Origin of the sequence: Pantoea endophytica (assembly GCF_002858935.1) — a bacterium.
Taxonomy (GTDB): Bacteria; Pseudomonadota; Gammaproteobacteria; order Enterobacterales; family Enterobacteriaceae; genus Pantoea; species Pantoea leporis.
Map to the genome: position 1 here is coordinate 288,276 of NZ_PJRT01000007.1, position 12,174 is coordinate 300,449.

General features: G+C 54.6%; 14 protein-coding genes. 9 read left to right on the forward strand and 5 right to left on the reverse strand.

What is annotated here, in order from left to right; all coding sequences use genetic code 11:
• Positions 1–26 precede the first annotated feature (26 nt).
• A complete protein-coding gene (tcdA, locus tag PZBJ_RS07870) occupies positions 27–833 on the forward strand; it encodes a tRNA cyclic N6-threonylcarbamoyladenosine(37) synthase TcdA (RefSeq protein ID WP_101762004.1) in 807 nt (268 codons plus the stop codon).
• Here tcdA and csdE read toward each other — a convergent pair.
• Both csdE and csdA read right to left on the reverse strand, forming a co-directional pair.
• Positions 821–1,276, reverse strand: coding sequence for a cysteine desulfurase sulfur acceptor subunit CsdE (gene csdE / locus PZBJ_RS07875; protein ID WP_101762005.1), 456 nt, complete (start codon positions 1,274–1,276; stop codon positions 821–823). The two genes, tcdA and csdE, sit on opposite strands and share 13 nt — an antisense overlap.
• A gap of 4 nt (positions 1,277–1,280) precedes the next feature.
• Entirely contained in the window at positions 1,281–2,486 is a 1,206-nt protein-coding gene (gene csdA, locus PZBJ_RS07880) for a cysteine desulfurase CsdA (RefSeq protein WP_101762025.1), read from the reverse strand.
• 206 nt (positions 2,487–2,692) lie between these two features.
• Here csdA and PZBJ_RS07885 point away from each other — a divergent pair, with 206 nt between their 5' ends.
• The 4 genes from PZBJ_RS07885 (at position 2,693) to rlmM (ending at position 5,703) form a co-directional block, all read left to right on the forward strand.
• A complete protein-coding gene (locus PZBJ_RS07885; RefSeq protein WP_008109575.1) occupies positions 2,693–2,917 on the forward strand; it encodes a YgdI/YgdR family lipoprotein in 225 nt (74 codons plus the stop codon).
• A 330-nt stretch (positions 2,918–3,247) separates the two neighbouring features.
• Positions 3,248–4,165, forward strand: coding sequence for a transcriptional regulator GcvA (locus tag PZBJ_RS07895; RefSeq protein ID WP_101762006.1), 918 nt, complete (start codon positions 3,248–3,250; stop codon positions 4,163–4,165).
• Positions 4,166–4,214: 49 nt separating this feature from the next.
• Positions 4,215–4,610 carry a DUF423 domain-containing protein gene (locus PZBJ_RS07900; RefSeq protein WP_101762007.1) on the forward strand — a complete coding sequence of 132 codons (396 nt, stop codon included), beginning with the start codon at positions 4,215–4,217 and terminating at the stop codon, positions 4,608–4,610.
• Positions 4,603–5,703 (forward strand): 23S rRNA (cytidine(2498)-2'-O)-methyltransferase RlmM, encoded by a 1,101-nt coding sequence (rlmM, locus tag PZBJ_RS07905; protein ID WP_101762008.1) that lies wholly within the window; start codon positions 4,603–4,605, stop codon positions 5,701–5,703. The genes PZBJ_RS07900 and rlmM overlap by 8 nt, the downstream gene beginning before the upstream one ends.
• 325 nt (positions 5,704–6,028) lie before the next feature.
• Here the strand turns inward: rlmM and xni are convergent, their stop codons facing one another.
• The 3 genes from xni to queF all read right to left on the reverse strand — a co-directional run bounded on the left by xni (position 6,029) and on the right by queF (position 9,230).
• Positions 6,029–6,799 (reverse strand): flap endonuclease Xni, encoded by a 771-nt coding sequence (gene xni / locus PZBJ_RS07910; RefSeq protein ID WP_101762009.1) that lies wholly within the window; start codon positions 6,797–6,799, stop codon positions 6,029–6,031.
• Positions 6,800–6,837: 38 nt separating this feature from the next.
• Positions 6,838–8,202 carry a nucleotide 5'-monophosphate nucleosidase PpnN gene (gene ppnN / locus PZBJ_RS07915; protein WP_101762010.1) on the reverse strand — a complete coding sequence of 455 codons (1,365 nt, stop codon included), beginning with the start codon at positions 8,200–8,202 and terminating at the stop codon, positions 6,838–6,840.
• A 182-nt stretch (positions 8,203–8,384) separates the two neighbouring features.
• Positions 8,385–9,230 (reverse strand): NADPH-dependent 7-cyano-7-deazaguanine reductase QueF, encoded by an 846-nt coding sequence (queF, locus tag PZBJ_RS07920; protein WP_101762011.1) that lies wholly within the window; start codon positions 9,228–9,230, stop codon positions 8,385–8,387.
• A gap of 62 nt (positions 9,231–9,292) precedes the next feature.
• Between queF and syd the strand changes: the two genes are divergently transcribed.
• The 4 genes from syd (at position 9,293) to PZBJ_RS07945 (ending at position 11,998) form a co-directional block, all read left to right on the forward strand.
• Positions 9,293–9,856, forward strand: a complete 564-nt coding sequence (gene syd / locus PZBJ_RS07925) for a SecY-interacting protein (RefSeq protein WP_101762012.1) — start codon at positions 9,293–9,295, stop codon at positions 9,854–9,856.
• A gap of 577 nt (positions 9,857–10,433) precedes the next feature.
• Positions 10,434–10,760: a YqcC family protein gene (locus PZBJ_RS07935; RefSeq protein ID WP_101762014.1), complete on the forward strand. Its 327-nt coding sequence runs from the start codon at positions 10,434–10,436 to the stop codon at positions 10,758–10,760.
• Complete coding sequence (gene truC, locus PZBJ_RS07940) at positions 10,760–11,539, forward strand: tRNA pseudouridine(65) synthase TruC (protein WP_101762015.1); 780 nt, start codon at positions 10,760–10,762, stop codon at positions 11,537–11,539. The genes PZBJ_RS07935 and truC overlap by 1 nt, the downstream gene beginning before the upstream one ends.
• A gap of 12 nt (positions 11,540–11,551) precedes the next feature.
• Positions 11,552–11,998, forward strand: a complete 447-nt coding sequence (locus tag PZBJ_RS07945; RefSeq protein WP_101762016.1) for a flavodoxin — start codon at positions 11,552–11,554, stop codon at positions 11,996–11,998.
• Positions 11,999–12,174: the final 176 nt, after the last annotated feature.

Sequence of the window (12,174 nt, forward strand, 5' to 3'; positions counted from 1 at the left end):
TCCCGTTTTCCCGGAAAGGTTTGGTTATGACAGTAGTAAGCGACGCCTGGCGACAACGTTTTGGCGGCACCGCGCGTCTCTATGGCCAGGACGCGCTGCAGCGTTTTGCCGACGCGCACTTTTGCGTGATTGGTATTGGCGGCGTGGGTTCGTGGGCGGCGGAAGCCTTAGCGCGCACCGGCATAGGTAAAATCACCCTGATTGATATGGACGATGTCTGCATCACCAATACCAACCGCCAGATTCACGCGCTGCAGGGCAAAGTGGGCCAGGCGAAAACCGAAGTGATGGCCGAGCGTATGCGCGCCATCAATCCGGAATGCGAAGTGATCTGCATCGATGATTTCATCACGCCGGAAAATACCGCTGAACTGTTATCGGCGGGTTTTGACTACGTGATTGATGCGATTGACAGCGTGCGCCCCAAAGCCGCGTTGATCGCCTGGTGTCGTCGCAACAAGATCCCGCTAATAACCACCGGCGGCGCGGGCGGCCAGATCGATCCCACGCAGATCCAGGTGAGCGATCTGGCAAAAACCATTCAGGATCCGCTGGCGGCAAAGCTGCGTGAGAGATTGAAAGGGGATTTTGGCGTGGTGAAGAACAGTAAAGGCAAGCTCGGCATCGACTGCGTATTCTCGACGGAAGCGTTGATGTATCCGCAGCCGGACGGCAGCGTGTGCACTTCACGCTCCACCGCAGAAGGCCCGAAACGCATGGATTGTGCCGCCGGATTTGGCGCGGCGACCATGGTTACCGCCACGTTCGGGTTTGTGGCGGTTTCCCATGCATTGAAGAAGTTTCTGGCGAAGGCAGCGCGTCAAACGGCCTGAGCGTGCAGACGAGCAGCGCGTTGCACCGCATCCGCCAGCGCCTGTAAACCGCTGCTGCGCGACGCACTGAGCTGTGCGCGCAGACCTAACGTATCAAACAACGCCAGCGGATCTTGCTGCAGCAAGTCGGCTGGCGTTTTGCCTTCCACCGCCGTCAGTAACACCGCTAGCAATCCGCGCACGATGCGTCCTTCGCTGTCACCATAAAAGTGCAGCGTGCCGTTGTTCAGCAACTGGCTGCTTAGCCACACGCGATTTTCACAGCCCGTGAGTTCAATATCTGGCGTCTTTAACTCTTCCGCTAACGCAGGCAGCTGGCGGCTGAGCTGGATCAGTTGACGATAGCGATCTTCCCACTGATGAAAATGGGTGAATTTTTCCGTCAGGCTGGCTGCGGTAATCAGATCGCCAAACGGATGCGGGGCGAGCAGGGTTGATGTCATGGGCTTATTCACTCAGTAAGTCGACGGCATGGCGCATGGCGCGCACCAGCGCATCCACGTCCTGCAAATTATTATAGGGGGCGAACGAGACACGCAGCGTGCCGGTGACGCCCAGCGCCGCCATCAGCGGCTGCGCGCAGTGCTGCCCGGCGCGCAATGCGATGCCATGCTCGGCGAGCAGCGTAACGATATCGCTGTGGTGAATGCCGGCAATATCAAACGCCAGCAGGCTGGCATTGCCACAGCGGAAGCTGCGAAAACCGGGGATCTCGCTCAGTTGCTCCTCGGCGAGGCTCGCCAGTTGCTGGCTCCACATTTCGGCCTTTTTGCCATCATGTTGCGCCAGCCACTCTAGCGCGGCACTCAACCCCACCACGCCGGCAACATTAGGCGTTCCGGCTTCAAAACGCCACGGCACCGGCTGCGGTGTGAAACTGTTAAAATCGACCTGCGTCAGCATTTTGCCGCCGCCTTGCCATGGATCCATCGCTTCCAGCAGTTCCGCTTTGCCATACAGCACGCCAATGCCCATTGGGCCATAAAGCTTATGGCCGGAAAAAGCATAGAAATCAATATCCTGCGCCTGTACATCCGGCGGACAATGCACCACACCTTGTGCGCCATCGACCATCACTTTGGCACCGACGTCATGGGCTAAACGGATCGCCTGCGCCAGGTCCGGACAGCCGCCGGTGACGTTCGACATCTGACCAACGGCCAGCAATCGGGTACGTGAATTGAGCAGTGCTGGCAACAGCGTGATATCCGGCAAACGATCGTCGCCCAACGGCCATTTCACCACTTTCGCGCCCGCCGCTTTTGCCACCATCAGCCACGGCACCAGATTGGCGTGATGTTCGGCTTCGCTAACCACGATTTCATCACCAGCCTGCAATCGCGGAGCCAGCCAACTGTTCGCCACCAGATTGATCGCTTCGGTGGTGCCGCGCGTCCAGACAATCTGCCGATCGTCCGCAGCATTGAGCCAGCGCGCCACTAATCCGCGCGCCTGTTCGTATTTTTCCGTTAATGCGCGAGCGGCAGCGAACTGGCTGCGATGCACGGTGCCAGCGCTGAGGCTGTAGAACTGTGCGGTTGCGTCGATCACCGCCTGCGGCTTGAGCGCAGTAGCCGCGCTATCGAGGTAGATTCCGGCATCGCTCAGCGCGGGGAACTGCTGGCGGAAGGCGCCGGGAGAAAAAATGGTCATACTCAGCCCACTGTTAATCATGTTAGGACCAGGCTGAAAGCTGGCCCGTTGCCTGGCAAAGCTGGAAAAGCGCGTTATGCTAATTATTGCAAGGTTTGAACCGAAACCCGCATAACGCGTCGCTATTCATAGTCGATTTCACTGGCGCTACCTTTGGTGAGCGCATGCGGGTGGTTTAATGCAATTAATCTGCAAGGAGATAGAAGATGAATAAACTCACCGCAGTGCTGGCCGTGTGTACTCTGGCCTTTACCCTGTCCGCATGTTCCAGCAATTACGTAATGCACACTAACGATGGTCGCACCATCGTCGCCGATGGCAAACCTAAAGTTGATGACGAAACCGGTATGATCAGCTATCAGGATGCCAATGGCAACAAGCAGCAGATTAACCGCTCTGACGTCAAAGAGATGGTGGAGATGGGGCAGTAAGGCAAAAAAAAGCACCGCAATTTGCGGTGCTATTTAAAATCACTATGGACAGACAGGGTAAATCTACAGGAATTAAAAGCTTGATCTGCAAGCGTCAGATCAAAATGCAAACACAACATCACGACCACAAGCCAAAAGCTCTCCAAAAGTCTGCGATCTCTCGCACGTTTCCAGAAATCTTTTCGTTCCGGCTCAGGAAGTGCGGCAACTATAGGTATTTGCTGGAGCTTCCTCAACGGACAAATTATAATGTCTCGGATTAAAAAAACTAATACGTAGCGACTTTGTATAAGTTGAAGTATTACCTTGTCAATCCGGATACGGAAAACCATGTCTAAACGCCTTCCGCCGCTTAATGCTTTACGCGTCTTTGATGCTGCTGCCCGTCATTTGAGCTTCACCAAAGCCGCTGAAGAGCTGTTTGTTACCCAGGCTGCTGTCAGCCATCAGATCAAATCTCTGGAAGATTTCCTCGGTCTTAAGCTGTTTCGCCGGAGGAATCGTTCGCTTTTACTGACGGAAGAAGGTCAAAGCTACTATTTAGATATTAAGGAGATTTTCTCTGCTCTTAACGATGCCACGCGCAAGTTGCAGGCGCGCAGCGCTAAGGGTGCGCTGACCGTCAGTTTGCTGCCGAGTTTCGCCATTCAGTGGCTGGTTCCTCGCCTTTCCAGCTTTAATATGGCTTATCCGGGCATCGACGTGCGTATCCAGGCGGTGGACCGTGATGAGGAGAAATTGGCGGACGATGTCGACGTGGCGATTTTCTACGGTCGTGGCAATTGGCCAGGCCTGCGGGTTGAGAAATTGTATGCCGAATATTTGCTGCCAGTCTGCTCACCGATGTTGCTGACGGGTGATCATCCTCTCAAATCGCCGGCCGATTTGGCGCACTGCACGCTGCTGCATGATGCATCGCGCCGTGACTGGCAATCCTATACGCGTCAGCTGGGCGTGCAGCATATCAATGTGCAACAGGGCCCGATCTTCAGCCACAGCGCCATGGTGTTGCAGGCGGCGATTCATGGTCAGGGCGTGGCGCTGGCGAATAATGTGATGGCGCAGAGTGAAATTGAAGCCGGTCGTCTGGTATGTCCTTTTAACGACGTGTTGGTCAGTAAAAATGCTTTTTATCTGGTTTGTCATGACAGCCAGGCAGAACTGGGTAAAATAGCCGCCTTTCGTCAGTGGATCCTGGAAAAAGCGGCCAATGAACAAGAAAAATTCCGTTTTCGCTACGATCACTAATGCGTTGCTGGCTGCACAATGATGTGCGCATTACCTTGAGGATTGTTTGATGTCCAGTCGTGCCATGTTTGTTTTTGCTGCCATTAGCGGATTTATGCTGGTGGCGTTTGGTGCTTTCGGCGCGCATGTGCTGAGCAAATCGCTCGGCCCAGCCGAAATGGCGTGGATACATACCGGCCTTGAATATCAGGCGTATCACACGCTGGCAGTGATCGGCTTGGGTGCCGCTATGCTGCGTCGTGCCAATATCTGGTTTTACTGGAGTAGCGCCGCGATGGCGCTCGGTATCGTGTTGTTCAGTGGCAGCCTCTATTGTCTGGCGCTGTCGCACATGAAGTTTTGGGTTTTTGTTACGCCAGTGGGAGGCTTATGCTTCCTTATTGGCTGGTTCTTGATGTTGATTGGCGCACTGCGTCTGAAACGAAAGGCAGATCGCCATGAATAAAGTTTTACTCTATTGCCGTCCAGGATTTGAGAAAGAGTGCGCGGCAGAAATCAGCGCGAAAGCGGCTGAGCGCGAGATTTACGGCTTCCCGCGCGTCAAAGATGACTCAGGTTACGTGCTGTATGAGTGCTATCAGCAGCAAGATGCTGAAAAGCTGATCCAAACGCTGCCGTTTGCCGAACTGATCTTTGCGCGGCAGATGCTGGTTGTGGGAGAGCTACTGCGCGATCTGCCACCAGAAGATCGCATCACGCCGATTGTCGGCATGCTGACCGGTGTGGTGGAGAAGGGCGGTGAACTGCGGGTTGAAGTGCCGGATACCAATGAAGCGAAAGAGCTCACCAAGTTCTGCCGTAAATTAACCGTGCCGCTGCGTGCCAGCCTGCGTGAAAGCAAAATCCTGCTTAATTACGAAACGGCTAAGCGTCCGGTAGTGCACGTGTTCTTTATTGCGCCGGGCACCTGTTACGTCGGCTATTCGCTGCCGGAAAACAACTCGCCATTCTACATGGGCATTCCGCGCCTGAAATTCCCCTCCGATGCGCCGAGCCGTTCTACGCTCAAGCTGGAAGAGGCGTTTCACGTGTTTGTGCCTGCGGATGAGTGGGATGAGCGTTTAGCCAGCGGCATGTACGCCGTCGATCTTGGTGCTTGCCCTGGCGGCTGGACCTATCAACTGGTGAAACGCAGCATGTGGGTTTTTGCGGTAGATAACGGCCCGATGGCGCCAAGTCTGATGGACACCGGACAGGTGACGCACTGCCGCGAAGATGGTTTTAAATTCCGTCCGCCGCGTACCAATATCAGCTGGCTGGTGTGCGACATGGTGGAAAAACCGGTGCGCGTCGCAAGCCTGATGACCGAATGGCTGGTGAATGGCTGGTGCCGCGAGGCGATCTTCAACCTCAAGCTGCCAATGAAAAAGCGCTACGAAGAAGTGACACAGAACCTGGCGATGATTGATGACGCGCTGAAAGCGCAGGGTATTAATGCCCAGATTCAGGCGCGCCAACTCTATCATGACCGCGAAGAAGTGACCGTTCACGTACGCCGGTTGTGGGCAGCGGTGGGCGGCCGTCGCGACGAGCGCTAATCCTGCTTCATACTTTGCGCTACAGCGGTCCTGCTTCATACTTTGCACTACAGCGGCGTTGGCTGCGTTTGCTCGCCCCGGTCACATACTGATGTATGCTCCCGGGGACTCGCGCACTTGCCGCCTTGCTGTAGCACAAATTATTTCGCAGGAAATTGTTTTTTAGTGTCGCCATTGATGCCGTAATGATCGTCGGTTGAGGCATGAAAATCGCTAATTACCGAGAGCGCACATTGTAGCGGCGCAATTCATTGCGCGATAAATCGCGCCGCTACGGAAGGCGCGGTGATTTAATACGGCGCTTAACTGATTGGCATTACGCCATTTATGGCGACGGCTGTTTCGTTTGAAATCTCAATGTATTGAGATTGCCTTGCAGTACCAAATCACGTTTTAACGTCGATACTTTGCGGCAAATTTCTGCCATTTCCCGCTGTTCCTGCAATTTTCCCTGCCATTTGCTCGGTACCTGATCCCATTGCTGATAGATCGCATCCAGCGATCCAAACTGCATCAACAACTCGCGGGCGCTTTTCGGGCCAATGCCGGGCACGCCGGGAATTTTGCTGCTGCTGATACCACACAATCCCCAATAGTCGGGCAACTGCGCGGGCGTTACGCCAAACTCTTGCTCGATAAAAGGCACATCCAGCCAGCGCTTCTGGAAATAGTCGCGAATACGAATGTTAGGTGCCAGCAGCTGGCAATAACCTTTATCGGTAGAAACAATCGTTGCTTGATGACCAGCGTCCGCCATTTTCACCGCCAGCGTGGCGGCGAGATCGTCGGCTTCGTCTAAATCAGCCACCCAGCAGTTAACGCCTGCTGCGCGGAAGGCGTCCTGCAGCGCGGGCATCTCCAGATGCAAATCCTCCGGCATCGGCGGGCGACCCGCTTTGTAATCCGGTAATAGCTGATGGCGCCAACCGGGCTGACGCTCATGGCTATCAAACACCGCCACCACGTGCGTGGGTTGTGTATGTCCCAATAACTGATGCAAGGCGGCAACGCAGCTGTCGCGGCATGGCGAACCCTGAACAGCGTGCAGACGGCGAATCAGATTGAGTGCATCAATGATAAGAAGATGAAGCGACATAGCGATAGCGGCAGCCCGCAGGCTGCCTTCCTGATGAGTTATTTGATGATTTCGTAGCAAGGCGTGTAGGCGCTGCCCGGCAGCTTCATGCGCTGCTGTGCGACAAAACCTTGCAACAGTTCGTCCATGCGGTGCATGAGATTGGCATCGCCGTGCAGTTTGTACGGGCCTTTCTCGCGAATTTCACGAATTCCGATCTCTTTGACGTTACCCGCCACAATGCCGGAGAAGGCGCGACGCAGATCGGCTGCCAGCAGCTCGGCGGGCTGATCCGGGAACAGCTTCAGGTTTGCCATATTCTCGTGCGTCGGCAGGAAGGGCACTTGCAATTCGGGTGCGATACGAATCGACCAGTTGAAGCTGTAGGCATCGCCGGTTTCGCGGCGATACTCTTTCACCTGCGGCATGGCTTTCTTCATCAGACGCGCCACTTCAGCGGCATCATCAATGATAATTTTGTAGTGCTTGCGTGCGGCTTCGCCCAGCGTATTAACGATGAAATCATCCAGCACGCGGAAGTAGTCGGCGCTCTCTTTGGGTCCGGTCAGAATCAGCGGCAATACCTGATCGCTGTTGTGCGGATTCATTAAAATACCCAACAAATACAGCAGCTCTTCGGCTGTGCCCACGCCGCCAGGGAAGATCACGATACCGTGGGCGATACGCACAAAGGCTTCAAGGCGTTTTTCGATATCCGGCATGATGATCAGCTCATTGACCAGCGGATTCGGTGGTTCGGCGGCAATGATTGAGGGCTCAGTCAGGCCGATAAAACGGCTGTCATGATAACGCTGCTGCGCATGTCCTACCGCCGCACCTTTCATCGGTGCTTCCATGACGCCAGGTCCGCAACCGGTACAGATGTTGAGTTCGCGCAGGCCCATTTGCGTGCCGACGTTGCGGCAATATTGGTATTCCACCGCATTGATTGAGTGGCCGCCCCAACACACCACGGTATTCGGATATTCGCCGATGTGCAGTGCACGCGCGTTACGCAGAATCGAAAACACCTGATTGGTGATATGCGCAGAGTCTTCCGGCTCCTCGTTCTGGTAGCGTTCTGTTGCCGCCAGTTGTCCGTTTACAAACAGAATGTCGCGCAGCACGGCAAACAAGTTTGCCTGCAGCGAACGAATAATCCGGCCATCAACAAATGCCTCTTCCGGCGGGTTAATCAGCTCCAGTTTCACACCGCGCTCACGGCGCAACACGTTGATGTCGAAGTTTTCAAAACGCGAAAGCAATTCCTGGCTGCTGTCGGTCTGGCTACCGGAGTTGAGTACCGCAAGAGAACAGTTACGAAACAGCTGATAAAGGTCGCTGCTAGCGGTGCGCTTCAGCATGTCGACTTCAAGCTGGGAGAGCAGATCCATCGAGCCAAGCGGGCTGATATGTGTAATCAAGAGAACTCCTTTACACGCAAATGCGTGGCTGATGACGCTGCGCTTAACTTATTAACGCAGCGACGAAAATCCCTGGTCGCGCATGCTTCGATCGCGCCTTCAACAGAGTAACGTTGTCCGCTGTGAATGCTCAAGGGGAACCGCGCATCCGTGCAGCGGCCTGCGAGGCGTCTCGCAAACTATTACTGGCGAACCAGGCGGGAAAATCCCGGAGAGAAGGGCACGTTACTGCGCCACGGATTGATATCCAGACCGCCGCGCCTGGTGTAACGTGCATAAACGCTCAGGGCTTCTGGCTGACAAAAGCGCTGAACGTCGTTGAAAATGCGCTCAACGCACTGCTCATGAAACTCATTATGCTGACGGAATGAGATGAGATAACGCAGCAGCGCTTCACGATTAATACGCGGGCCTTTGTAGCGAATCATCACCGAGCCCCAATCGGGCTGATTGGTAATTAAGCAGTTCGATTTCAGCAGATGGCTAACCAGCGTTTCTTCAACAATCTCACGGCCTGCAGCCTGCGCCAGATAATCCGCATTGAAGGCATAATCGTGGATTTCGATATCCTGTTCATCAATCACTTCGCCACTGAAATGGCCGATCGGCTGGCCTTCCACTTCGCTGAGACGAAACAGCGCCACGCTGACCTGACCCTTCGCGCAGGCGCTGAGATCGCGCTCCAGCGTCTGACGCACTTCGCCCCAGTCGGCGAAAACGGTCTGATTAAAACTGTTAAGATAGAGCTTGAAACTCTTCGACTCGATCAGGTTTTGGCTATCGGCGCGCAGCACCACTTCGCCCACCGCGACCTGCGGAACGCCTTTGTTGTTGAGCCAGGAGAGTTCGTAGAGCGTCCAGATATCTGCGCCAGTAAACGGCAGATTATCGGGATACAGCCCCAGCGGCTCACGGTTAAGGCTGCGCGGCACGGATTGCAGCAGCGTGTTATCGTAGCGATCAACATAAGCCGTGGGCTTACCTAAGGTCAGGCCGCTTAATGCCTGATCCCGGTTTTCAGAAGACATAACGGTTACCACTGAATTTCATCAAAGTGGTTAAGTGTAACCTAACACTTGCGAGAATATGAATGATGCAGCAAACCGTAGATGCTCTGCGTGAGTTTACCGCCCGCTACGTGGAACATTGGCAGCAACAAACCGGACATTTTCCCGCCAGCGCCGATCTGCTTGGCGTTCCCTCCGACTGCATCATCAGCACGCTGGATGACCGCGTGTTGTGGCAGCCGCAGCCGTTTACGTTACCGGCCACGCTTGAAGCGGTAGAGCGTGCGTTGGATCTGCAACTGCAACCAGAAATCAGTGCGTTTTACACCAGCCAGTTTGCAGGTGATATGACGGCAACCTTTGAACAGCAGCCGATTACCCTGCTGCAGGTATGGAGTGAAGCGGATTTCACTCGCCTGCAGGAAAACCTGATTGGTCACTTGGTTATGAAGCGCCGCTTAAGACAAGCGCCAACGCTGTTTATTGCCACCACCGACTCAGAGAATGATGTGATTGCGCTGTGCAATCTTACCGGCGAGGTCATTATTGAGGAGCCTGGCACTAAAAAGCGTGAAGTCCTGGCAACATCGGTTGAGAAGTTTCTTAATGCTTTACAACCGGTTACTCAGTCATTTGCAGATTTTTAGGCTGCGCTTTGTGAGAGATCTCTCACGTTAGGTGTGAGAGATCGCTAGATCATTGCGCAGACTTGCGGAAGCCCTAAATGTAAAAATATTGTGAATCATGAACTTATGGCATCAATCTGAAAATTAAGACAGGACTCAATCCATTAACGCTTCTTACTGGCTTGTTATTGCGATGGTTTCTGGGAGAATAATCACCACTGGCAGGATGCTGGGGATTAAGAGACGTTCAGGAGAATGTCAGCCATGAGGCGGGAACGTAACGGAGTTTACGGCACAAGGAAGGCTTCAGGACGAAGCAGGACACTCAGGATTGAGTATAACGGACACCTCCAGGACGGAGAATGAGAGCCACGCGGAACGTGGCGGGCCAGGATGCTAAGGACCAATGTCATGATGACAAGCGACGGAAAGCGCAGGAAAAGTTGTCATGGATGAGCAGGGAGCACAGCAGTAGCTGGAATGCTGCAAACGAAAACCGGGAGCACTGTAATCACAGTGCTCCCTTTTTTTATGCCATTTTTACGCCGGGCGTGACTGATGGTATGCTTGCCGCCCAATTTTTCTCTGGAGGTGGCGCATGTCGTCGCAAATGATTTTTCAGCGCCTGCAGCAGGTCGAAGCGGTGATGCGTGAACACGGCCATTGGCAGTCACAATCGCCCGAGGCGGGCGCCTTCGCCAGTACCGAACCTTTCTGTCTTGATACCATGGAGCCGCTGCAATGGCTACAATGGGTGTTCATGCCACGTTTTTATGCGCTGCTCGAAAGCGGCGCGCCGTTGCCGCAGAATTTTGCCATCGCTCCCTATTATGAAGTCGCATTGCCAGCCGACACGCCGGGCTATGCGGTGCTATTGCTGACGCTCAACAAGTTTGATGCGCTGTTCCAGGAACCTTCCGCCTGATGCTCGAAATCCTTTATCAAGATGCGTGGCTGGTCGCGGTGAATAAGCCGGCCGGCTGGCTGGTGCATCGCAGTTGGCTCGATCGCAATGAAAAAGTGGTGGTGATGCAAACGGTGCGCGATCAGATTGGCCAGCATGTGTTTACTGTGCACCGCCTCGATCGCCCAACGTCCGGCGTGTTGCTGATGGCCTTATCGAGTGAAGTCGCCCATTTACTGGCGCAGCAGTTTGAACAGCATCAGATGCAGAAAACCTATCATGCGGTGCTGCGCGGCTGGCTGGAAGGCGGCACGACGCTGGATTATCCGCTGGTGGAAGAGCTGGATAAGATTGCCGACAAATTTGCCACCCAGGAACCTGGTGCCCAACCGGCGGTAACGGATTATCGGGCGCTGGCACACGTTGAGATGCCGGTCGCCATCAGCCGCTATAACACCGCGCGCTATACGCTGGTGGAGATGGCGCCGCACACCGGGCGTAAACATCAGCTGCGTCGCCACATGGTGCATCTGCGTCATCCGATTATTGGCGACAGCGCGCACGGCGATCTGCGCCAGAATCGCGGTGCGGCGGCACATTTTGGCCTCAATCGCCTGATGCTGCACGCCAGCGCGCTCAGCTTTACCCATCCCGTTACAGGCGAGGCCATAGTGATTCGCGCCGGGTTGGATCGCGTCTGGCAGCAGATGCTTGAGCAGTTTGGCTGGCAGGATCAGATCCCTGAAGTTCCCAGGGTTGAGTTTGCCAATGATGCAGTCCAGGATAAGCCGACAGAATAAAGGAGCGGCAAGATGGCAAAGATTGGCATTTTTACAGGTACGGTTTACGGCAATGCGCTGCTGGTAGCTGAAGAAGCACAGACGGTGCTGGAAGAGCAGGACCACGACGTGAAGGTGTTTGAAGATCCGTCGATGGCGGATTGGCAGGCATACAGCCAGGATGTGGTGCTGATTGTCACCTCAACCACCGGTCAGGGCGACTTCCCGGATAACATTGCCCGCCTGTATGTTGCAGTGCGTGATCAGCTGGGTTATCAACCAGAATTGCGTTATGGCGTGATTGGCTTGGGTGACAGCAGCTATGACAATTTCTGCGGTGCAGCTAAAACCTTTGATGCCACCTTGCAGGAGCAGAGCGCGCAGCGCATCGGCGAGGTGCTGTTGGTGGATGCGACGGAAGATCCGGAGCCCGAATCAGTGACCTCACCGTGGGTGGAGAGCTGGGGTAAGTTGCTGTAAGGGCTTTTCCCTCACCCTAACCCTCTCCCGCCTGTACAGTCCGGGGACATGGTAGACAGGTGTTCGGGGACATGGTGAACACTTTTTAACATCCTTTACCCATGGTGATCGACTTTTTCTTCAGGTCGATCACCCCCACTTTTGTGCTGTACCACCATACCTCGTAGCACCCGTCT

Coding starts and splice junctions, on each gene's coding strand:
- tcdA (WP_101762004.1), top strand. CDS start 27: ATGACAGTAGTAAGCGACGCCTGGCGACAACGTTTTGGCGGCACCGCG.
- csdE (WP_101762005.1), bottom strand. CDS start 1,276: ATGACATCAACCCTGCTCGCCCCGCATCCGTTTGGCGATCTGATTACC.
- csdA (WP_101762025.1), bottom strand. CDS start 2,486: ATGACCATTTTTTCTCCCGGCGCCTTCCGCCAGCAGTTCCCCGCGCTG.
- PZBJ_RS07885 (WP_008109575.1), top strand. CDS start 2,693: ATGAATAAACTCACCGCAGTGCTGGCCGTGTGTACTCTGGCCTTTACC.
- PZBJ_RS07895 (WP_101762006.1), top strand. CDS start 3,248: ATGTCTAAACGCCTTCCGCCGCTTAATGCTTTACGCGTCTTTGATGCT.
- PZBJ_RS07900 (WP_101762007.1), top strand. CDS start 4,215: ATGTCCAGTCGTGCCATGTTTGTTTTTGCTGCCATTAGCGGATTTATG.
- rlmM (WP_101762008.1), top strand. CDS start 4,603: ATGAATAAAGTTTTACTCTATTGCCGTCCAGGATTTGAGAAAGAGTGC.
- xni (WP_101762009.1), bottom strand. CDS start 6,799: ATGTCGCTTCATCTTCTTATCATTGATGCACTCAATCTGATTCGCCGT.
- queF (WP_101762011.1), bottom strand. CDS start 9,230: ATGTCTTCTGAAAACCGGGATCAGGCATTAAGCGGCCTGACCTTAGGT.
- syd (WP_101762012.1), top strand. CDS start 9,293: ATGATGCAGCAAACCGTAGATGCTCTGCGTGAGTTTACCGCCCGCTAC.
- PZBJ_RS07935 (WP_101762014.1), top strand. CDS start 10,434: ATGTCGTCGCAAATGATTTTTCAGCGCCTGCAGCAGGTCGAAGCGGTG.
- truC (WP_101762015.1), top strand. CDS start 10,760: ATGCTCGAAATCCTTTATCAAGATGCGTGGCTGGTCGCGGTGAATAAG.
- PZBJ_RS07945 (WP_101762016.1), top strand. CDS start 11,552: ATGGCAAAGATTGGCATTTTTACAGGTACGGTTTACGGCAATGCGCTG.